Raw genomic sequence first — 22038 nt, forward strand, 5'->3', positions numbered from 1 at the left:
AGTTTTCATGTTCTCATTTTCGAACAGAGTAGAAGCTGTAACTACTTGGTTGATCACCCAAGCCCTGCCCATTGGCTGGGTAGCCTTATTGACAGGCATGTTCTGGATAGGGGATCGCTCTCTCTACCACAAACTGTATTACCTGATGGTGGCGATCCCCACGCTGCTCGTTGTGCTGATGGCTCCTCGCCGCACTCTGGCGTCTTGTCTCAGTCCCGGTTTTGCCCTGTTCATGATGCTGGCGATCTACGTTTGCTTCAGCCTCACCTGGGCTCCCAAGGAAAGCGATCTCTCCCAGATCAAGCAACCACTCTATGTGCTGATGCTTCTTATCGCCGGCTCGCTCATGGCCGAGCGGGCTCCAAATAAACTGGAAAACGCCACATTGATCGCTGCCCTGATCGCGGCAATAAGCGCAGCGATTAGCATAGGCTGGTGGTTGATCAACAACTCCAACCACCTTGAGCAACGCTTCGAAGGATACGGCGCTCTTTATAATCCCCTATTAACCAGCCACGTCTATGGCTTCTTCGCTGCCTACTGGATAGCGGCGCTACTAAGAGGCAAGCCACATGTGACCATATCGTTACTTGCGCTTGCCATTGTAGGGATCCTGATCATTCTCACCGGTTCACGCACACCACTGATGGCACTGGCAGCCTGTGCTTTGTGGATTGTGCTGGCGGGATCGAACAAGCGCGCCCTGCTGATCCTTGCCGGCATGGTGATTGCCGGAGCTGTGTTGCTGGCACTCTTCCCGCAGAGCCTGCTGAACCGAGGCCTGTCGTACCGCCCCGAACTCTGGCTGGACTCTATAAGGCAAATCAGCGAGCAACCCTGGCTGGGCCATGGCTATGGAGCCCATATGAGGATTTATCTAGAAAGCGCTGATCAAATGCTTGCGGACCCGCACAATCTCAGCCTCGGAGTGGCTTACCAGACAGGAATAATAGGTTTAGTGCTTTGGCTGACCTTATACGGCTACAGCCTCTTCACCGCATGGCGTCTGCGCCAATCACCAGCGATCCTGCTGACAGGCACGCTGGTCGTCTATGGTTTCATCGCCGGAATGACCGAAGGTAGCTCTTTCATGCCGCGCCCGAAGGAGCACTGGTTTCTAGTGTGGATACCATTAGCTCTGCACTTTGCAGCCATCGCGCAAGCGAAAAGACAAAAGTCTCACAGCCAACACGACCTTCATCCCGATTCAGGCAAAAGCCAGGCGACTGATGCCACGTAAGACTTTGCTGTTCAGCCGATAGCGCCAGGGAATCATACGAAGCAACTCCCTGGCTAAGGACTTGTCCCGGTTGGATGCTTTGAGAAACATAGAAATCAGGAAGCGCCGCCTAACCCGCTCGAACTGCGGATGGTCCCGGAAGCAATCATAGGTCTTCAGCACGTTGTCCGTCATGAAGCGCAACTGCTTATAGGTATTGCTTTCGTGTTTGCGATAGAGCGCTAAAACTCTCTCGAGAATATCGATACGATAACCAGCGTGGGCAATCTTTAGCTCGATATAGACATCCTCCAAACGGATATCTGGTCTGAATCCACCAACCCGATCCAATGCTTCCCGACGAAACATCAGCGTCGCAGCCATAGGCCCGGGCTTTCGATCAAGAAATAGATCGTCGAAATCCAAGCTACGGAACGGCAAATGGCGGTGCTTTTGCTCCTTATCCGGCACCAACTGCCCGTGGGAGTCGATAATTTCAATATTGGCTGCACATATCCCCACATGGGGCTTGTCCCGCATATAAGCGACCTGGCACTCGATACGTTCCGGAAGCATGATGTCGTCCGAACCGAAGGGTACAATCAGGCTGCCGCGCGCCCTCGAAATAGTCTCATTCAGCGTGCGACTCAGCCCCTGATTGGCTTGCGCAAGAAAGTCAAAGCCATATTGAGCGGCAAGCTCGCTGATAACTTCTACGCTACCATCTGTTGAACCGTCATCTACAACCAACAACTCGATAGCATCATAGGTTTGAGCGAGAACGCTACGGATGCTCTGCTCAATATAGGGCGCATGGTTATAGGATGCGATTATTACGCTAACCAAAGGTGAAGCGCTTCCAAGTTCATCTATAGGCTTCATCTGACCTCTCACAACAGCCCCTGAGCTCGCAGATGTTGAACGACTTCATCTCTGCGTCCACGACCCAACACTGATACCACCTGGCTACTCGCCAACCATTCATTAACCTTCGAAGCATCCATTTCAGGCTGCCGGCTCCTAGCATTGTGTACCGCCTTCTCCCACCAAACCGGCCCACAAGCCTTGTCAAATTCAGTGCCCGATAATTGGAAACCGTTCAGCAATTCACGAACGAACTGGCGCTGATGAGCAGGCACCATCAGCGTCCTTGCCTTGATGAATAGGCGGCTCAAGCGGTTGGGCCTTGGCAACCAGCCATTAACCAAACGCACATCGGATAGAGCCTGCTGGCTGACGGGATCGCCCCGGTGCTTCGCAAGCCATGCCTGAATCTTGGCACGAAAGAGCTGTTTACGACTCCAGTAGTGAAAGATCAGGTCGGTGCAATCTTTCAGCTGGTAGCCCGCCTCCCGGGCGGCCACCGCCAGCATGAACTCCTCTAAGGTATAGGCTTGCCTGGCCTGAGGCCGAAAGCGATCCATAAGCTCGATGGAGCGTGCCAGCAGTGCATCAGCATCTCGGCAGAGGCCAATCACTCCTGAGTTGACTAGACGCATGTCATCAGGGGCCAGGTCCAAGGCTTGTAAATCCTTGGCTAACGTTTGATAGAGCAGATCTTTTGGCCGGGCCCCATATTCGTGCCCAAGCGCATTGGCCAGGAGAGCCCGATCCGCCACGCGATCGAACAACGCCCTAGGTGAATGATTGAAGAATGTATCCGTGTCTATAAATACGGCACGGCGACACTGCTGTAGCGCCAGCCGCAGCACTACATGCTTGGCTCGGAAATGGTACGCGTGAGGGCCCGACCATTCGCGCAGCTGCTCCACACTCAGCGGGTGGACTATGAGAGGCAAGCCGGCATAAGGTTCCGCATCGTCAGAGAAAACATGTATTTCTGGACGCACTGGCTCATCGACCAATCGAGACAACGCACTCACGATGCTGAATACCGCCTCTTGGTGATAGCTACTGGCACCAAAGACCAGGTAGACCAACCAATCTCCACCCTCTGACACCATCTGCTGCTTCATAGTCATATGAATCGCGCCAAAGCACGCCTCCACCAGGGCTCATTGGGGCGTTCGCGCAAGGGATGGCCGACCTCTTCAACGATCTTCCGGCCCAGCGCCTGAAAACTATAACGCTCCTGAACCAACACTTTGCCGGCCGCTGCAATTCTAGCGCTAAGCTCTGGGTCGGCCCTCAAGGCAGCTAGCTTCTCGCGCAGCTCATCGACCGAGCGATAGAACACGAGGTTCTCCATGTCTCGGAAGCCCAACGCAGAGTTCTCAGATACTCCCTGATCATAGGTGAATAGGACGCAACCACTTGCCATGGCTTCGAAATTCTTGATCATGTATTCGCCCATGCCTACATCGGCGCTAATGAAATAGCGAATCCGATTGAGCATCTGGCGATACTCTTCACCAGATTTGGTGCGGGTAACCAGCAACTTCTCGTGCTGCCCAAGCTCCTCCAGCAGGCGGCGGCGACCATCGTAGGCAGCGCTTTTCAGGCTTCCGACAAACCCCAGCTCGATATCCCGCTCCAGCCCCATATCCCAAAGCAGAGCGCTGTCGTACCCCTTAGGGACGAAGACGGCATCCACCCCCTCTGCGCGCAGCCGCTCGGTTACCAAGGCACCCGAACTGAGCACGCGAACCCAAGGCATACGACGGTAATAACGACTGAAGGCGCCGGTATATTTACAAGGAATATAATTCTGGTACGCGTCATGCTCCAACTCGACCAGATTAGGCAGCGTGCGGATAAACGCTACCTGACGGATCTGCTTCTTGAAGCGAAGGAACAGAATAATGCGCTCATAGCGGGATAGATCCACCTGCTCGTTAAAGTACTTGCGCAGGTTAGCCTGCTCGCTCGATGAAAGACGGCGAAGATCGCAATCACAGTGCTCGGCAATTGCTTGGTAAAAGTTGTCCAGGATTATGCGTTGCTCATCCTGCACTAGAAATAAAACTCGCAAATTAAACTCGCCTCTCTAAACCTCTGGATTAATTTCCACGGGTAACTGCCCATGGCGAGTTATCGGTCAGCGAGCCCCCTGAACGGAAGTCACCGCCGACAACTTCCAGAATCGCCGACTCACCGCCTGGTCGGTGAAACGCTCGCTCAAGCGCGCTTCCATCGCAGCCGCACAGGCCTTGCGCTGCCCTTCGTCCAACACGCTGAGGTGGCCAAGCCCCTCCGCCAGGGCGGCTTCGTCGCCCAGCGGGAAGAGGATGCCGACGCCTTCAACCACTTCCCGTGCGCCGCCGCAGGCGGTGGCGATCAGCGGTACGCCGGCGGCCATGGCTTCCAGCAGGACCATGCCGAACGGTTCGTGGTCGGAGGCCAGGGCGAATACATCGAAGGCGCGGAAAAAGTTGCGCGCCTCGCGGACCTGCCCGAGGAACAACACCTGCTTGGCGATACCCAGTTCGCGGGCGAGGTCCTTGAGGTCGTCTTCCAGCCGACCGCTGCCGAGGATAGCCAGCAGACTGTCTTCCGGCAGGCGCGGCAGGGCGGCGGCGAAACCACGCAACAGGGTCGCCTGGTCCTTGTCCGGATGCAGACGGCCGACATTGCCGACGATCCAGGCATCCGCCGGCAGGCCCAGTTCGCGGCGCGCCTCGTAGCGGCCGTATTGCTTGGCGCGCAGGGCACCGACATCGATGCGATTGTAGAGCGTCTCGATGCGCTCCTGCGGCCACTCCGGCAAGCAGGCGCGCATGTCGTCGCGCACCGCATCGGAAACCCCGAGCAAGCTCAGGCGTTTGCGGAAAAGCCGAGCAAACAGCTTGCGGGTCAGGCGCCGGTAGTCGCCGAAGGCATGATGCACGCCGATCACCGGCAGGCTGGTCGCCAGGCAGGCGATGTAAAGGGGTTTGAAGCGGTGGGCGATGCAGAAGCGGAAGTCCCGCGAGCGGGCGATCTCGCGCAGATCGCGAATCGCCGCCAGCTTGAGACCGCGCACGTCCTTCGAGCTGTAGTCGAGAAACAGCACTTCGTCGGAGGCGCAGCCGGCGGCGACTTCCGGGTCCGGCGCGCCGATCAGGAACACGGTAGTAACCTTGTACGACGTGCCGGCGAACAGGCTAGCGTACTGCCGCGCGCAGTCGAGAAACGGCCCGTCGTAGCCGTGGCAGAACTGCAGGACGCGGGGCTCAGCCGACCGAGTCATACCAGTCCACACCGTCTTTGACGACCAGGATGTCTTCCATGATCAGGTACTGCAGGTCCGAGCCGTAGAACATGTTCAGCGCGTCAGTGGGGGAGCAGATCATCGGCTCGCCGCGGCGGTTCAGCGAGGTGTTCAGCGATACGCCGTTACCGGTGAGGTTTTCCAGTTCCTTCATCAGGTCGTACCAGCGCGGATTGTACTCACGCTCGAGCACCTGGGCGCGGGAGGTGCCGTCCTCGTGCACCACCTCGCTGACGCGGGTCTTCCACTCGTCGGTGACTTCGAAGGTGAAGGTCATGAACGGGCTCGGGTGGTCGACCTTGAGCATCTGCGGCGCCACGGTATCGAGCATCGACGGGCAGAACGGCCGCCAGCGCTCGCGGAACTTGATCTGTTCGTTGATGCGATCGGCCACACCCGGAATGCTCGGGCAGCCGATGATGGAGCGGCCACCCAGGGCGCGCGGACCGAATTCCATGCGGCCCTGGAACCAGGCCACCGGGTTGCCATCGACCATGATCTTGGCGATGCGCTTCTCGACGTTGTCGATCTGCTTGAACACCGGCTTGCTCGGGTGCCGGGCGCAGGCAGCGATGACGTCTTCGTTGGAATAGCGCGGGCCCAGGTAGACGTGCTCCATCTTCTCCACCGGCACGCCACGCTGGTGCGAGACATAGGCGGCGGCGCCGACCGCAGTGCCGGCGTCCCCGGAAGCCGGCTGCACGAACAGCTCCTTGACGTCGTCGCGGGCGATAATCTTCTGGTTCAGCTTGACGTTCAGCGCGCAGCCGCCAGCGAAGGCGATCTTGCCGGTTTCCTTGAGGATGTCGCCGAGGTAGTACTCCATCATCTCCAGCGCCAGTTTCTCGAACAGTGCCTGCATACTGGCGGCGTAGTGGATATACGGGTCGTCAGCGATGTCGCCCTGGCGCTTCGGCCCCAGCCACTCGATCAGCTTGGGCGAGAAGTAGTAGCCCTTGCCGTTTTCCTTGTAGCGACGGAAGCCGATGACGTTGGCGTAGTCGGTGTTGATGATCAGCTCGCCGTTCTCGAACTTGGCCAGGCGCGAGAAGTCGTACTTGGCGGCGTCGCCGTAGGGCGCCATGCCCATGACCTTGAACTCGCCGTCGAGCATCTCGAAGCCGAGGAACTCGGTGATCGCGCCGTACAGGCCGCCGAGCGAGTCCGGGTCGTAGAATTCCTTGATCTTGTGGATCTGGCCGTTCTCGCCGTAGCCGAAGAAGGTGGTGGCGTACTCGCCCTTGCCGTCGATGCCGAGGATCGCGGTCTTCTCCTTGAAGCCCGAGCAATGGTAGGCGCTGGAGGCGTGGGCCAGGTGATGCTCGACCGGTTCGATCTTGATTTTCTTGGCGTCGAAGCCCAGCTGCTCCAGGCACCAGACGATCTTCTTGCGGTAGCGCTTGTAGCGGCGGTTGCCCATCAGGATGGCATCGAGCGCACGATCCGGCGCGTACCAGTAGCGCTTGGCGTAGTGCCAGCGGGCCTCGCCGAACAGGCTGATGGGGGCGAAGGGAATGGCCACCACGTCGACGTCGGAGGGTTTGATGCCGGCCTGCTCCAGGCAGAACTTGGCGGACTCGTAGGGCATGCGGTTCTTGGCGTGCTTGTCGCGCACGAAGCGCTCTTCTTCGGCGGCCGCGATCAACTTGCCGTCGATGTACAGGGCGGCGGAAGGATCATGACTGAGGGCGCCGGAAAGGCCGAGAATCGTCAGTGCCACTGGTTTTTGCCTCTTGAAAGCAGCTTGAAGTTCGAAGCCCAGGGCTCGAAGCGACAGCGATCGTTATTTACATCGCCCACCTGGGGCTTGTACTGCCAGCGTCATGCGCTGGTCTTGGGTATTCGTTCATCCAGCAAGCGGTACAGCGCCGAGTCTGCCGGCCAGTTGCGCATGAAGCGCGCGCGGTCTCTCGCATAGGCACGAGCAAAGCTGCTATCGCGGCGATGCTGGCGCATGGCGTCGAGATCGATCAGCGACCAGTGGCCGCGCTCGTCCCAGAGCAGGTTGTGCCCCTTGAGGTCACCATGGCTGATCCGCTCGCGCAGCAAGGCTGCAAACAGCCGGTCCAGCGCCGCCAGCTCGTCTTCCGGCGGCGTGGCGCCGTGCTCCGGCGCGCCGACGTACAGCTGAAAACGCGCGATTATATCTTGCCCGGCACAATATTCGGTAATAAACCAGGCGCGGCCCCGCAGCCACAGCCAGCGGCGCTCGATCACCGCCAGCGGGCGTGGGGTGGCGATGCCGAGGAAATCCAGCCGATTGCCTTCGACCCAGCTATGCCAGGCGCGGCTGGGCCGCCAGCAGCGCTTCAGCCAATGGGCCAGGTTCTTGATGTTGTAGCGCTTGACCAGCAGCGGCCGGCCCGACAGCTCCACGCGAGCCACCGTAGCCGCGCCGCCGGTCTTGAAGACATGGCCGCGCTCGACGAACGCATCGACGTTCTCCAGCAATGGCTGCAAGGCAGCTTCGCCGTCGCGCCGGACCACGTGCAGGCCGAAGGCACCGACCTTGGCGCTGAACAGGCTGCAGTCGCGGGCGACCTTCTTCAGGTAGTCGCGCAGACGCCAGCCGCGCACCCGCTGTGCCTCCTTCAGCAACGCCTCCAGCGGCAGGGCATGCTCGCCGTTGGCCAGCAGGTAATGCACCAGCAGCTCTTCGGTGAAGGGCTCCAGGCTCGCCGGCAGTTGAGCGAAGAATACCCCGAGGTTCTCCAGCACCCGTTCGCGGGACAGCGGCCGGCCCGGGGCTTCCGCACGCACGCCACCGCCATCGATCAGGTATAGGCGGCCCTGGTGGCGCAGCAGATTGTCCAGATGCAGGTCCTCTTGCCAGAGTCCCTTGGCGTGCAGGCCGGCGATGGCCGCCAGGGCTTCGCCGAGCACCGCCCGCTGCGCCTCGGACAGCAGCGACTGCGGCTCGACGTCACGCCAGGCGTCATCCAGGCTCTGCGCGGCGTCAAGATAATCGAACAACAACCAGCCGCCCTCGCCCTCCACCAGGCCGTCGGCCAGCAATAGCGGCGTCTCCAGGCCCTGTTCGGCGAGCAGCTTCGCCCCGGCGCGTTCGCGCTGGAAATGCCGCGATGCCCTGCCGCCGACCAGCAACTTGGCCAGCACCCGCCGCCCGCGCCAGTCACCGACACCGACATAGCGCTGGCCGGGCAGCACCCGTAGCAGGCTTTGCAGATGCAAGGTCGCCGGGCCGGCGGCATCGGCCAGATCGATCGACAGTGGCAACGCCAGCGTGCGGCCGGCCTGCTCCAACTCGTGCAGTTTCATCGCCGGGCCTCCTTGTTGCGCCGGCGCTGGGTCAGACGCTCACACCAAGCCTCGATATCCGCTCCGGGCTCCAAATAAGCGGACAGCAACTCCCGCACCTCAGCCTCGCCCCATGCCTTGGCACGACGCAGCAATGGCTCAAGATCCTTGATTCGATCACGCCTTGCAAAAAGCATGGGCCGGGTCTTTTCCAGATCGATCAAACAAGCCTCGAAGGTTTCGCCGCACTCACGCAGGAAAATATGATTTGGATAGAAACAGCCATGCATCTGGCCTGCCCGGTGCAGCCGCTGCGCCAATCCACCGCATGCACGCAAAATGCCACTGCGCTGCGCAGCACTCAGAGTCGCCCAGCCCTGCAACCACCTATCGAGCCCTTGCCAGAGGTCCAACGCCTCGGTCAGCAGGATCGCTCTTTGTTCACTACCAACCCTCCGCTGGGCAAAAAAAGCTGCGCGCAACGCCGGAATGCCGAACTGCTGATAGCGCCGGATGTTGCGGAACTCGCGGGCGAACGTCGGCTCGCCCAGTGGGTGGCTCAGGGTATGGGTCAGATGGTTGCTCTGCCGCTTGAGGTAGTAGGCTGCCTCGCCCAGGTCCAGTCGGTAGACACTGCTCCAACCGCCGCGCTCGGTATTCGGCTCGTCGACCGCCTCAAGCTTTAGACCCCACAGCGCATCGAAACTCGCCAGCCCATGAAGCTCCAACAGGCCCCGGTCCTCGGAAGCGATAAAATCGTTCACTCGCGTCCCTCGAAGAAATTTACAACCTGCCGAATGCGCTGCTTGTCACCCAGGGATAAACGCTGGCGCCTACGGTATTGCAGGTAGAAACGCAGCCGCTGACTGCGACTCAGGTGGTGCTTAGCCACCTTATCCAGGCATGCCAAGTCTTTGACAATGCGGTAGCGCAGAAAAGGCCCCCACCAGAAGGAGCCGGTGGGGCAATCAATCAGGAAAAGCTCGCCTTCACGGTTGACCAGCAGGTTGCGCCACTTCAGGTCGTTATGAGCGAAATGATGATCGTGCAAGATGCGGGTGGCGCGGGCCAACTGGCGACTGATCCCATCGACCCAGCAAGGATCCGCCAAGCGCGTATCTCGCTGGGCGGCGATATGCGCCATATCCAACGTTTCCGGAAGCTCGCGGGTGATCAACGCGCCACGCATGAACGCACCAGCTTTGCGCTCCAAACCCCAGGCGACGATAGGGGCCGTGGGAATGCCCCACTTAGCGAACTTTCTCAGGTTTTGCCACTCAGCCTTGACCCGCGGCCGGCCAAGATATCGGCGCAAGCCCTTGCCGGCACCCCAGTAGCGTTTGACGTAGTAACGCACACCCGCCCGCTCGATGCGGATGACCTCAGAGAGGGGGTCCGTGGTTAAGCGCTCACCTTGCAGCGCAAACACTGCCGCCAGACTACCGAACTCATCCGCCAAACCTGAATAGGCGGCATCCAGATTCCAACCCGCCATCAGCGCTCAGGCTCCCCGGCGATGATCTCTGAAGCATTCCCGACAGCCGAAAGGATTCTCCAAACCGGCACAAACGGGCGCCACACATAACGCCCGAGTAACTTGAAGGTGAAGAGCGGGGCCAGCACCTGATTGAGGTCGTTGAAGCCAGGCCGCCAAACGAACTGATCGTTCTTGCGGGTTATCGTAAAGGTTCGCAGGCCCATCAAAGAAGCGAGGTGTCCACCACCGGAATCATTGCTGATGACGACCGAACAGCTTGAGAGGAAATCCATCAGTTGCTTGATATCCGCAAACGCATGCACCGGGAAATGCGCGTATTGCTCCTGCAGAACGTCCCGTTCGGCAGGCATACCGACGAACTCGACGCGCCACCCTTTCGATCGCAGCCGATTCGCCAAGAGACGAAATCCGAGGGGTGCATAGTTCTTCTTCTCCTGCGGCGTCGTCGGAAAGATGGCGATGCGCGCAGCAGCTTCAACCGAACTTCGAGGCAAACCCTGCGGCATGGGCAACGGTGACTCGGCTTTTAGGTTGTATACGGTCTCGGCGTACTGGTCGACCCACTGCACCATGCTCAAGCCGGCCCGGGACTTCAGGCAAAGAGGCCGGCTCGCACCGGGCATCTCGTATCCGCACACGCTCACTCGCCGCCCATCGAGACCAAGGTGGCGCGGCAACTTCTTCGCTGTGACGAACGCGAGATTCTCACGCTGTAAGATTCTGGAGGCTTGGTCCTGAGACCCGTCTAGCAGCCAATTTATATAGCTGATTACCAGATCATTGCCGTCCGACAGTTCAAGCAAGTCGACGGAATCGCTGGGCTCCACCTGCAGCCAGTCGAAATAACCCCGGGCGGGATACAAGGTACTGACGATAAACCGCACCCGTGCTCCAGCCTGATGGAATATCCACGCCAACCTCAAGTAGATGGTGACATCACCAAGCGCGGTACAGGGCAAAATGGCGACCCTGACTCCGTTCCAGTCCATCAGCAGGTTCTCCCGATAATCAACCACATCAGAGCGCATCCCCATAGCGCTGCTTGCGTTCGTAGAGCTTCTCCGCTTTGCGCTCGAGCCAGGCCAGCAGCCGCGCTTCCTCGCGCAGGATCTGCCGCAGCGGGCGCTGGAAGTAGCCGCGCAGGAAGCGCAGCTTGTCGCGGCGGGTGAGGCCGATGTCCAGCGCGGAAAAATACAGCGCGGCCAGGTCCTTGTCGCGCCAGCGGCGCGGCGTGCGGGCGCGGGTCTGGGCGCGGTGCAGGTCGATCAGCGACAGGCGGAAGTCGCCTGCCGTCACCGGCCGGTCGGTATGCAGCAGGAAATGGCAGATATAGCAGTCGCGGTGGTTCACCCCGGCACGGTGCATGGTGCCGGTCATGCGCGCCACTTCGGCGATCAGCGCGCGCTTCAAGGCCGGCGGCGGTGCATTGCGCGGCCAGTCGAGGCTGAAGTCCTCCAGGCTGACGGTCGGCGCCAGCTCCTCGGTAATGACGAAGGAATGCTGCGCGGCCGGATTGTCGCCGCGCTCGCCATAGGCCACAGCGGTCATGGTCGGCACGCCGGCCTGGTGCAGGCGTTCGATGGCCTGCCATTCCTGGCCAGCGCCGAGCACCGGCAGCTTGGCGCTGAGCAGGTTCTTGAAGATCTCGCCCCAGCCGATGCCGCGGTGGATCTTGACGAAGTAGCCCCGCCCCTGCACCTCGGTACGCAGCGTGCGGCGACCTTCCAGTTCGCGAAAGACCTCGCCTTGCAGCTTCTCGACTTCCACGAAGGGATCGCGCCCGGCCCACAGGCTGTTGAACGGCTCGCTCAGCGAAAGCTTCATCAATGCGCCGCCAGGATCACGTCGGCCGCGCGCTGCGGCATGCTGTAGAGATCGGCGCTGTCGGCATAGGCCAGGCCGTTGCGATGCCAGAACGCGCGCTGACGGTCGTCGGCCAGCATGTCGGCGAGCAGGCGGTTCAGCTTGCCCTGCTCGAAGGGGCTGGGTACCACGCGCCCGGCATCGGCGTCGGCGATGTAGTGGGCGTAGCCGCAGACGTCGCTCACCAGCACCGGCAGGCCAGCCACCAGGGCTTCGAGCAGCACGGTGCCGGTATTCTCGTTGTAGGCCGGATGGATCAGCAGGTCGGCGCCAAGCAGAAAGCGCGGAATATCGCTGCGTCCCTTGAGAATCTGTACCTGGTCGGACAGACCGAGTGCCTTGGTCTGCAGCAGGAAGGGCTTGGGGTCGTCCTGGCCGATGGCGATCAGCCGGGTACGTTTCTTCAACTCCTTGGGCAGCGCCGCCAGGGCCTTGAGGCTGCGGTCCAGGCCCTTGGTCTTGAAACCCGAACCGATCTGCACCAGCAGCAGCTCGCCTTGCTGCAACCCGAACTCCTGGCGGAACTCGGCGCGGACCTCGGCGGCGTTGGCCGGGGCGCGGCGGTCCTGGGCGATGCCCGGCGGCAGCAGGTGAAAGCGCTGGCGCGGGGTGTGGTAGTGCTTGACGAACAGCGGCTGCTGGACCTCGGAGATCATCAGGATCTCGGTGCGCGCCTCGGGAGCGAACACCGCGCGCTCGTAGTCGGCGAAGTGCTTGTAGCGCCCCCAGCGGCGATACAGGCTGCTGCGCAGGGTCTGCGCCTTATCCTCGAAGCAGGGATCGGCGGCGTAGTAGACATCCAGCCCCGGCATCTTGTTGAAGCCGACGACGCGGTCCACCGGGCGTGCCGCGAGATCGGCCTGCACCCAGGCGGTGAATTTCTCGTTGCGCACGTGATTGAACAGCGCCTTGACCGGCGCCACCAGCACTTCGAAGCCGTCCGGTACGTCGCCTTCCCAGATCATGCAGTAGACGCGGATAGAATGGCCGCGCCGCTGGCACTCCAGGGCGATGCGCATGAAGTCGCGCTGCAGGCCACCGAACGGAAAGTACTTATAGAGGATGAATGCCAGTTGCATCAGACGCGGTCCTTCAACAGGCTGGGCGGCGTCAGCAGCAACGCCTCGAGTTCGGTACCGACGCGCTCGGCATCCAGCCCGTCGAAACAGGGCCGATGCCGATCGCCGCTACCGGCGTTGGGCCCCTCGGCACAGAGATGCATCTGGGCCTGGCCATAGGCCCCCACGCGCCCCGGCAGGGTCGGCCCATAGAGCGAGATGCTCGGCACGTCCAGCGCCGCGGCCAGATGGCCAAGCCCGGTATCCACCGCCACACAGGCCTGCGCCCCGGCGATCACCTTGGCCACCCCGGCGAGGTTCAGCTTCGGCAGCACGGCGGCATTGTCGAGCCCGGCGGCGATGCGCTCGGCCCGCGCCTTCTCCTGCGGATTGCCCCAAGGCAGGCGAATCGCCCAGCCCAGCGCGCTCATGCGCTCGGCCAGCGCGCGCCAATCGGCTTCCGGCCAGTGCTTGCTGGCCCAGGTGGTGCCATGCAGGAACAGCAGGTAGGGTTGGGTGGCGGGGGCGCCGGCCAGTTGCGCGCGATCCAGGCCGTAATCGCCCATACCTGGCGGCAGCGCATAGTCGAGGGCCAGGGCGAACAACCGGCGCGTACGCTCGACCGCATGCAGGTCGCGGGGCACGGTGAAGGTCCGGTCATAGAACCGGCTGGCCAGCGGCTCGCGCGCTGAGTCGCGATCCAGGCCGGCCACCGGCGCCGGGGCGTAGCGGGTCAACCAGGCGCTCTTCAGCAGCCCTTGGGCGTCGATCACCAGGTCATAGCGGGTTTCCCGCAGACGCTGTTTGAAGCGAGACCATTCGCCGCTGCGCAAGGTCTGCCAGAGATTCTTGCGCCAACGGCGGATCGCCACCGGGATCACCTGGGATACCGCCGGGTGCCAGGCGGGAATCTCGGCGAAGCCCTCCTCCACCACCCAGTCGAAGCGGATGCCGGGAACCGCCCGCGCGGCGTCGGTCAACGCCGGCAGAGTGTGGATGACGTCGCCCAGAGAGGAAGTCTTGATCAGCAGAACCCGCAAGCTATTCGACCTCGACCGGATCGCCAACCAAGCGGCCGAGGGCATCCAGCACCGTTTGCGGGCCAAGCTCGCGCAGGCAATTGTAGTGGCCGAAGCGGCAGGTGCGATCGAAACAGGGGCTACATTCAAGGCCCAGGCGCACGATCTCGACATGCTCGGCCAGCGGCGGGGTGAACTCGGGCGAGGTGGAGCCGTAGACCGCCACCAGCGGGCGATTCAGCGCCGCCGCCACGTGCATCAGCCCGGAATCGTTGGAAACCACTGCCTCGGCACACGACAGCAGGTCGATGGCCTCGGCCAACGAGGTTTCCCCGGCCAGGTTGACCGATTCCTCGCGCAGGCCCGGAATCAGCCGCGAGCGAATATCCTCGCCCACCCCATGATCGTTCTTCGAGCCGAACAGCCAGACCTGCCAACCGGCGCGAATCTTCGCCTCGGCGACCCTGGCGTAGTGCTCGGCCGGCCAGCGCTTGGCCTCGCCGAACTCGGCACCGGGACAAAGCGCCAGCACCGGGCGGTCCAGCTGCAAGCCGAACCTGTCCAGCACCGCCTCGCGGCTCGCAGGATCGATGCGCAGCTCGGGGCGCGGATAGGGCTTGGGCAAGCTTGCCTCAGGCTCGAAGGCCAGCGCCATGAAGCGCTCGATCATCAGCGGGTAGCGCTGCTTGTCGAGCTTGCGAATGTCGTTGAGCAGGCCGAAGCGCATTTCGCCGCGCCAGCCGGTGCGCACGGGAATGTCGGCGAAGAATGGCGCCAGCGCCGACTTCAGCGAGTTGGGCAGGAGGATCGCCTGGTCATACTGGCCGCGCAGGGACTGCCCGATCTTGCGACGGGTAGCCAGGTCGAGCACGCCATGGCCGAGCGGAAAGCTCAGCGCCTGGCGCACCTCGGGCATGCGTTCGAGAATCGGCCGGCTCCACTCGGGCGCCAGCACGTCGATGATGCAGTCGGGGTGGCGCTGCCTGAGACACTGGAACAGCGTCTGCGCCATCACCATGTCGCCCACCCAACTGGGGCCTACGATCAGAATTTTCATGCCTGCACATTCGGTAGGTTGGGTTGAGAAGCAAAGCGACGAAGCCCAACGAGCATGGAGCGAATCGACGCCATGTTGGGCCTCGCTTCGCTCGACCCAACCTACGGCTCGTTTATTTGACCAGGGTGCGCCACTCGGCATGCACCGAGGTCTTGCCGGTCACCAGGTCGAAGTAGGCTTTCTGCAGCTTCTCGGTCACCGGGCCACGGCGGCCGGCGCCGATCTGGCGGCCGTCGACCTCGCGGATCGGCGTGACTTCGGCGGCGGTGCCGGTGAAGAAGGCTTCGTCGGCGATGTACACCTCGTCACGAGTAATGCGTTTCTCCACCAGCTTGATGCCCAGCTCGTCGGCCAGGCGCAGCACGGTGTTGCGGGTGATGCCGTTGAGGCAGGCGGTGACCTCGGGGGTATAGACCACACCGTCCTTGACGATGAACACGTTCTCCCCGGAGCCCTCGGCGACGTAGCCTTCCGGGTCCAGCAGCAGCGCTTCGTCGGCGCCGGCGGAGAGCGCTTCCTGCAGGGCAAGCATGGAGTTGATGTAGTGACCGTTGGCCTTGGCGCGGGTCATGGAGATGTTCACGTGGTGGCGGGTGAAGGAGCTGGTGCGCACCTTGATGCCGTTCTGCAGGGCTTCGTCGCCCATGTAGGCGCCCCAGCTCCAGGCAGCGACGATCACCTGTACCTTCAGGCCGCTGGCGCGCAGGCCCATGGCTTCCGATCCGTAGAACACCATCGGGCGGATGTAGGCGCTTTCCAGGTTGTTCTCGCGCACCGCGGCGCGGGTCGCCTCGTTGATCTCGTCTTTGCTGAAGGGAATCTTCATGCCCATGATGTGGGCGGAATCGAACAGCCGGTCGGTATGCGCCTGCAGGCGGAAGATCGCCGTGCCCTGCGGGGTGTCATAGGCACGCACGCCCTCGAACACGCCCATGCCGTAATGCAGGGTATGGGTCAACACATGGGTGGTGGCGCTGCGCCACGGCACCAGCTCGCCGTCATACCAGATCACACCATCACGATCGGCCATCGACATAGGTAATGCGCTCCTCAAAGATTCGGTTCGTCCCGCGCTTCGCCGGGTTTCGCTACAGGCCCAGCTCGCGCCAGATGTTCATCACCGCGCGGCGCTCGGCCTGGAATTGATCGCCGCCGACCACGCCCGGCTGCTTCTGCAAGGCTAGCCGGTGCGCGGCGGCGCGGTAACTCTTGTATGCCTCCTGCAACAACTGCACATCCGCCATCGGCAGCAGGCCGGCTTCGCCGAGGCCGTCGAGGATGCGGATATTGTCGGTGTAGCGCAGCAGTTCCGGGTGCCGGTGCGACCAGGCAAGGGCCGCGTATTGCACCATAAATTCGATATCGACGATACCACCGGCATCCTGCTTCAGATCGAACGGCGCCGCTGCGTCGAAGGCATTCGCCGCGGTACCGGCGGCGGTGGCCTTGCTGCCGAGGTTGTCGCGCATCTTCGCGCGCATCTCGCTGACTTCGGCACGCAACTTGTCCAGCTCGCGCGATTTGCCGAGCACCGCCGCGCGTACCTGTTCGAACGCCGCGCCGACCCGTGGGCAGCCGACCAGCACACGGGCGCGCACCAGCGCCTGGTGCTCCCAGGTCCAGGCTTCGTTTTCCTGGTAACGCTGGAAGGCGCCGAGGGAGCTGACCAAGAGACCGGCCGCGCCTGAGGGCCGCAGGCGCATGTCCACCTCGTAGAGCTGGCCGGAGGTGGTCTGGGTGGTCAGCAGATGAATGATGCGCTGGCCCAGGCGGGCGAAGAACTGCGCGCCGTCGATGGGCTTGGCGCCGTCGGTATCGGCCTGGGAATCGCCATCATGGATGAACACCAGGTCCAGGTCCGAACCATGGCCCAGCTCGATACCGCCCACCTTGCCGTAGCCGACGATGATGAAATCCGGATCGCACAGGCTGCCGTCGGCACGCCTGGGCGTACCGTGTTTGGCCACCGTCTGCCGCCAGGCCAGCGCCAGCACCTGCTCCAGGATCGCCTCGGCGAGCCAGGTCAGATAGTCGCTGACCTTCATCAACGGCAGGGTACCGGCGATCTCCGAGGCGGCGACCCGCAGGCGGTGGGCGAGCTTGAAATGCCGCAGCGCCTCCATCTGCTGTTCGAGGTCGTCCTCGGGAATACGCAGCATGCGCTCGCCCAGCTCGGCCACCAGCTCCGGTGCCTGTGGCGGGCTGTACAGGCGCCCCTCGTTGAGCAGCTCATCGAGCAACAAGGGAAAGCGCGCGATCTGCTCGGCGATCCACGGGCTCGCCGCACACAGCGTGAGCAGGCGCTCCAGAGCGCCGGGATTCTCGCTGAGCAACACCAGGTAGGCCGAGCGCCGGGCCACTTTTTCTACCAGTGGCAACACGCGCTCCAGCACCAGATCGGGGTTCTCATGCTCCACCGCCTGGGCCAGCAGGCGCGGCACGAAGGCATCCAGCCGCTCGCGACCGAGGCGCTGCATGGCGCGGACCTGAGGACCATGCCGCAAGTCCAGCAGACGCCGGTAAGCCACGCCGCTCTCGGCGAAGCCGGCCTCGTCGAGCTGCCGGCAGGCGGCCTCCTCCTCCAGCGCCTCCTCCCAGAGCGGCTGCCACTCGGCACCGACCGGCTCCTCGCAGGCACCCTGCTCGTCCTCGTCCGGGTCGGCGATCACCTGGCGGAAGTGCCAGTCGATGCGCCCGCGCCAGTGCATCAGCCGCGCCTGGAAATCCGCCCAACCGGCGAAGCCCATGATGAACGCCACCCGAGCCCGCTCCCGCGGGTCGTCCGGCAGCATCTGCGTCTGCCGGTCGGCGATGGCCTGCAGCGCATGCTCGGTGTAGCGCAGGAATTCGTAGCCATCGCGCAGCTCGGCCACCACCGCCGGCGGCAGGTAGCCCTGCTCCTCCAGCACGCCGAGCACTTTGAGCAGTGGCCGCAACTGCAGGCTGAGGTCGCGACCGCCGTGTATCAGCTGGAATGCCTGGGCGATGAATTCCACCTCGCGAATGCCGCCAGCGCCCAGCTTGATGTTTTCCGCCACGCCCTTGCGCCGCACTTCCTGCTGGATCAGTTGCTTCATGTTGCGCAGCGCCTCAATGGCGGAAAAGTCCAGGTAGCGGCGATAGACAAAGGGCCGCAGCATCTCCAGCAAGTCCTTGCCGGCCTGCCGGTCGCCGGCGACCACTCGCGCCTTGATCATCGCGTAACGCTCCCAGTCGCGCCCCTGGTCCTGGTAGTACTGCTCCAGCGCGCTGAAGCTGAGCACCAGCGCGCCGCTCGAACCATAGGGGCGCAGGCGCATGTCGACGCGGAACACGAAGCCGTCGACGGTGATCGCATCCAGCGCCTTGATCAGCTTCTGGCCGAGGCGGATGAAGAATTCCTGGTTATCCAGCGCACGCTTGGCGCCCTGGGTTTCGCCACCTTCCGGGTAGGCGAAGATCAGGTCGATGTCCGAGGACAGGTTCAGCTCCCCCGCGCCGAGCTTGCCCATGCCGAGGATCACCAGATGCTGCGCCTGCCCCGAGCGACGCCCGGTGGGCGTGCCGAACTGCGCGCAGTGACGCGCGTAGAGCCAGCGGTAGGCCAGGTCGATGCAGGCGTCGGCCAGATCGGAAAGATCGCGACAGGTCTCGCGCAGATCAGCCTGGCGAGTCAGGTCGCGCCAGATGATGCGCAACTGTTGCAGATTGCGGAAACGCCGCAGGGCACGGGCCAATGCATCCTCGTCGGCGCACTCGGCGAGCGCGGCCTGCAACTCGCCGCGCAGCTCGCCGGGCGCCAGCGCCCGATCGAGGCCGCCGGCCTGCACCAGGGCGAGAAAACGCTCGGGCTCGCGGGCCGCCTGCTCGGCGACGAAATCGCTGGCCGCCGTGACGCGGGCGAAGGTCTCGCGGCGCTCCGCCGGCCACTGCTCGAAGGTCGGGTCGGCACCCGCCAGGGCGGTTCTCATGGCTTGTTCGGCACGCTGGGCGAGGGGTTGAAGCACGACAGGCAGGGCGACCAGCGGCGGCAAGCTCATGGGCTATCCTTCGAAGCTGTGGCGGAAACCGAGAAGGGACTACAAGCCCCGGTTTTCCACGCTCACTGTAGTTTTACTACCAATGGATGTGTCCGCAGGGCTGAATTCGGCGTCGATATGTAGTAAAACTACAAGCGGCCGGTCCTACCCCCGGTAAATCCAAGAATCACGAAGCCTGCCCAAAAGGCTGGCGACGAACTATAGGCATCCGATTCTGGAAGCCTTTCCGCCCTGGAGCAAGCCATGCAAGACCTCGATCCAATCGAAACCCAGGAGTGGCTGGACGCCCTGGAGTCCGTCCTCGACCGTGAGGGTGAAGACCGCGCCCATTACCTGATGACCCGTATGGGCGAGCTGGCCACTCGCAGCGGCACCCAGCTGCCCTACGCGATCACCACCCCCTACCGCAACACCATTCCAGTGACCCACGAAGCACGCATGCCCGGCGACCTGTTCATGGAACGCCGCATCCGCTCGCTGGTGCGCTGGAACGCGCTGGCCATGGTCATGCGCACCAACCTGCACGACCCGGACCTCGGCGGCCACATCTCCAGCTTCGCCTCGTCCGCCACGCTCTACGACATCGGCTTCAACTACTTCTTCCAGGGTCCGACCGACGAGCACGGCGGCGACCTGATCTTCTACCAGGGCCATGCCAGCCCCGGGATCTATGCCCGCGCCTTCCTCGAAGGTCGCATCACCGAAGAGCAGATGAACAACTTCCGCCAGGAAGTGGACGGCAACGGCCTGTCCTCCTACCCGCACCCGTGGCTGATGCCGGACTTCTGGCAGTTCCCCACCGTGTCCATGGGCCTCGGCCCGATCCAGGCGATCTACCAGGCGCGCTTCATGAAGTATCTGGAAAGCCGCGGCTTCATTCCCGCCGGCAAGCAGAAGGTCTGGTGCTTCATGGGCGACGGCGAGTGCGACGAGCCGGAGTCCCTCGGCGCGATCTCCCTGGCCGGCCGCGAAGGCCTGGACAACCTGATCTTCGTCATCAACTGCAACCTGCAGCGCCTCGACGGCCCGGTGCGCGGCAACGGCAAGATCATTCAGGAACTCGAAGGCGTGTTCCGCGGCGCCAACTGGAACGTCAACAAGGTCATCTGGGGTCGCTTCTGGGACCCGCTGTTCGCCAAGGACGAAGCCGGCCTGCTGCAGCAGCGCATGGACGAGGTGGTCGACGGCGACTACCAGAACTACAAGGCCAAAGATGGCGCCTTCGTGCGCGAGCACTTCTTCGGCGCGCGTCCGGAGCTGCTGGAGATGGTCAAGGACCTCTCCGACGAGGAAATCTGGAAGCTCAACCGTGGCGGCCACGACCCCTACAAGGTCTATGCGGCCTACCACCAGGCGGTCAACCACAAGGGCCAGCCCACCGTCGTACTGGCCAAGACCATCAAGGGCTACGGCACCGGCGCCGGCGAGGCGAAGAACATCGCCCACAACACCAAGAAGGTGGATGTGGACAGCCTGCGCAAGTTCCGTGATCGCTTCGACATCCCGGTGAAGGACGACGAGTTGGAAAAACTGCCGTTCTACCGTCCGGAAGAGGGCAGCGCCGAGGCCAAGTACCTGAAGAAGAAGCGCGAGGCGCTGGGCGGCTGCATCCCGCAGCGTCGGGCCAACAGCTTCAGCATTCCGACTCCGCCACTGGAAACCCTCAAGGCCATTCTCGATGGCTCGGGCGACCGCGAAATCTCCACCACCATGGCCTTCGTGCGCATCCTCTCGCAGCTGGTCAAGGACAAGGAACTGGGCCAGCGCATCGTGCCGATCATTCCGGACGAGGCGCGGACCTTCGGCATGGAAGGCATGTTCCGCCAGCTCGGCATCTACTCCTCGGTCGGCCAGCTCTACGAGCCGGTGGATAAAGACCAGGTGATGTTCTACCGCGAGGACAAGAAGGGCCAGATCCTCGAGGAAGGCATCAACGAAGCCGGCGCGATGTCTTCGTTCATCGCCGCCGGCACGTCGTACTCGTGCCACAACCAGCCGATGCTGCCGTTCTACATCTTCTATTCGATGTTCGGCTTCCAGCGCATCGGCGACCTGGCCTGGGCCGCTGGCGACAGCCGCACCCGCGGCTTCCTCATCGGCGGCACTGCCGGCCGCACCACGCTGAACGGCGAAGGCCTGCAGCACGAGGACGGCCACAGCCACCTGATGGCCGCGACCATTCCCAACTGCCGCAGCTACGACCCGACCTACGGCTACGAGCTGGCGGTGATCGTGCGCGAGGGCACACGGCAGATGATGGAAGAGCAGCAGAACGTCTTCTACTACATCACCGTGATGAACGAAGCCTATGCCCAGCCGGCCATGCCCGAAGGGGTCGAGGACGGCATCATCAAGGGCATGTACCTGCTCGAAGAGGACAAGCGCGACGCCGCCCACCATGTGCAACTGCTCGGCAGCGGCACCATCCTGCGCGAGGTCCGCGAGGCGGCGAAGATCCTGCGCGACGAGTTCAATGTCGGCGCCGACGTCTGGAGCGTCACCAGCTTCAACGAGCTGCGCCGCGACGGCCTGGCCGTCGAGCGGCAGAACCGCCTGCACCCGGAGCAGAAGCCCAAGCTGAGCTATGTCGAGCAGTGCCTGTCCGGCCGCCGCGGCCCGGTGGTCGCCTCCACCGACTACATGAAGCTGTTCGCCGACCAGATCCGCCAGTGGGTACCGGTCAAGGAATACAAGGTGCTCGGCACCGACGGCTTCGGCCGCAGCGATACCCGCAAGAAGCTGCGTCACTTCTTCGAAGTGGACCGTTACTGGGTGGCGCTGGCTGCGCTCGAGGCGCTGGCCGACCGCGGCGATATCGAACCGAAGGTGGTTGCCGAAGCCATCGCCAAGTTCGGCATCGACCCTGAAAAACGCAACCCGCTGGACTGCTGAGGAGA

17 protein-coding genes are annotated in these 22038 nt (G+C 62.8%); 2 read left to right on the forward strand and 15 right to left on the reverse strand.

All coding sequences use genetic code 11. The features are described from left to right. The first annotated feature begins 7 nt into the window (after positions 1-7). Positions 8-1240 carry an O-antigen ligase family protein gene (locus ACWKV7_RS06435; protein ID WP_483856827.1) on the forward strand — a complete coding sequence of 411 codons (1233 nt, stop codon included), beginning with the start codon at positions 8-10 and terminating at the stop codon, positions 1238-1240. Here ACWKV7_RS06435 and ACWKV7_RS06440 read toward each other — a convergent pair. From ACWKV7_RS06440 to glnE, 15 genes are all read right to left on the reverse strand, one after another. Further along, on the reverse strand, positions 1208-2101 hold the full coding sequence (locus ACWKV7_RS06440; RefSeq protein WP_483856828.1) for a glycosyltransferase family 2 protein: 894 nt from the start codon (positions 2099-2101) through the stop codon (positions 1208-1210). The two genes, ACWKV7_RS06435 and ACWKV7_RS06440, sit on opposite strands and share 33 nt — an antisense overlap. An 8-nt stretch (positions 2102-2109) precedes the next feature. Next, positions 2110-3201 (reverse strand): hypothetical protein, encoded by a 1092-nt coding sequence (locus tag ACWKV7_RS06445; protein WP_483856829.1) that lies wholly within the window; start codon positions 3199-3201, stop codon positions 2110-2112. Next, positions 3198-4151 (reverse strand): glycosyltransferase family protein, encoded by a 954-nt coding sequence (locus tag ACWKV7_RS06450; RefSeq protein WP_483856830.1) that lies wholly within the window; start codon positions 4149-4151, stop codon positions 3198-3200. The genes ACWKV7_RS06445 and ACWKV7_RS06450 overlap by 4 nt, the downstream gene beginning before the upstream one ends. A 66-nt stretch (positions 4152-4217) precedes the next feature. Further along, positions 4218-5348 (reverse strand): glycosyltransferase, encoded by a 1131-nt coding sequence (locus ACWKV7_RS06455; protein WP_483856831.1) that lies wholly within the window; start codon positions 5346-5348, stop codon positions 4218-4220. Beyond that, positions 5332-7089, reverse strand: coding sequence for a carbamoyltransferase family protein (locus tag ACWKV7_RS06460; protein ID WP_483856832.1), 1758 nt, complete (start codon positions 7087-7089; stop codon positions 5332-5334). Before ACWKV7_RS06460 ends, ACWKV7_RS06455 begins: the two co-directional genes overlap by 17 nt. A gap of 101 nt (positions 7090-7190) precedes the next feature. Further along, positions 7191-8648, reverse strand: a complete 1458-nt coding sequence (locus ACWKV7_RS06465) for a lipopolysaccharide kinase InaA family protein (protein WP_483856833.1) — start codon at positions 8646-8648, stop codon at positions 7191-7193. Beyond that, entirely contained in the window at positions 8645-9391 is a 747-nt protein-coding gene (locus tag ACWKV7_RS06470; protein ID WP_483856834.1) for a lipopolysaccharide kinase InaA family protein, read from the reverse strand. The genes ACWKV7_RS06465 and ACWKV7_RS06470 overlap by 4 nt, the downstream gene beginning before the upstream one ends. Continuing rightward, positions 9388-10122: a lipopolysaccharide kinase InaA family protein gene (locus tag ACWKV7_RS06475; protein ID WP_483856835.1), complete on the reverse strand. Its 735-nt coding sequence runs from the start codon at positions 10120-10122 to the stop codon at positions 9388-9390. The genes ACWKV7_RS06470 and ACWKV7_RS06475 overlap by 4 nt, the downstream gene beginning before the upstream one ends. Next, entirely contained in the window at positions 10122-11153 is a 1032-nt protein-coding gene (locus ACWKV7_RS06480) for a glycosyltransferase family 9 protein (RefSeq protein WP_483856836.1), read from the reverse strand. The genes ACWKV7_RS06475 and ACWKV7_RS06480 overlap by 1 nt, the downstream gene beginning before the upstream one ends. After that, positions 11143-11949, reverse strand: a complete 807-nt coding sequence (gene rfaP, locus ACWKV7_RS06485) for a lipopolysaccharide core heptose(I) kinase RfaP (RefSeq protein ID WP_483856837.1) — start codon at positions 11947-11949, stop codon at positions 11143-11145. The genes ACWKV7_RS06480 and rfaP overlap by 11 nt, the downstream gene beginning before the upstream one ends. After that, positions 11949-13067 (reverse strand): glycosyltransferase family 4 protein, encoded by a 1119-nt coding sequence (locus ACWKV7_RS06490; protein ID WP_483856838.1) that lies wholly within the window; start codon positions 13065-13067, stop codon positions 11949-11951. The genes rfaP and ACWKV7_RS06490 overlap by 1 nt, the downstream gene beginning before the upstream one ends. Then, a complete protein-coding gene (waaC, locus tag ACWKV7_RS06495) occupies positions 13067-14086 on the reverse strand; it encodes a lipopolysaccharide heptosyltransferase I (RefSeq protein ID WP_483856839.1) in 1020 nt (339 codons plus the stop codon). The genes ACWKV7_RS06490 and waaC overlap by 1 nt, the downstream gene beginning before the upstream one ends. 1 nt (position 14087) lies before the next feature. Continuing rightward, a complete protein-coding gene (gene waaF / locus ACWKV7_RS06500; RefSeq protein WP_483856840.1) occupies positions 14088-15122 on the reverse strand; it encodes a lipopolysaccharide heptosyltransferase II in 1035 nt (344 codons plus the stop codon). Positions 15123-15234: 112 nt separating this feature from the next. Next, on the reverse strand, positions 15235-16158 hold the full coding sequence (locus tag ACWKV7_RS06505; RefSeq protein ID WP_483856841.1) for a branched-chain amino acid transaminase: 924 nt from the start codon (positions 16156-16158) through the stop codon (positions 15235-15237). A 52-nt stretch (positions 16159-16210) separates the two neighbouring features. After that, positions 16211-19141 carry a bifunctional [glutamate--ammonia ligase]-adenylyl-L-tyrosine phosphorylase/[glutamate--ammonia-ligase] adenylyltransferase gene (glnE, locus tag ACWKV7_RS06510; RefSeq protein ID WP_483856842.1) on the reverse strand — a complete coding sequence of 977 codons (2931 nt, stop codon included), beginning with the start codon at positions 19139-19141 and terminating at the stop codon, positions 16211-16213. A gap of 243 nt (positions 19142-19384) precedes the next feature. Here glnE and aceE point away from each other — a divergent pair, with 243 nt between their 5' ends. Beyond that, a complete protein-coding gene (aceE, locus tag ACWKV7_RS06515) occupies positions 19385-22033 on the forward strand; it encodes a pyruvate dehydrogenase (acetyl-transferring), homodimeric type (protein WP_483856843.1) in 2649 nt (882 codons plus the stop codon). Positions 22034-22038: the final 5 nt, after the last annotated feature.

This window comes from Zestomonas ipomoeae, from assembly GCF_057128665.1.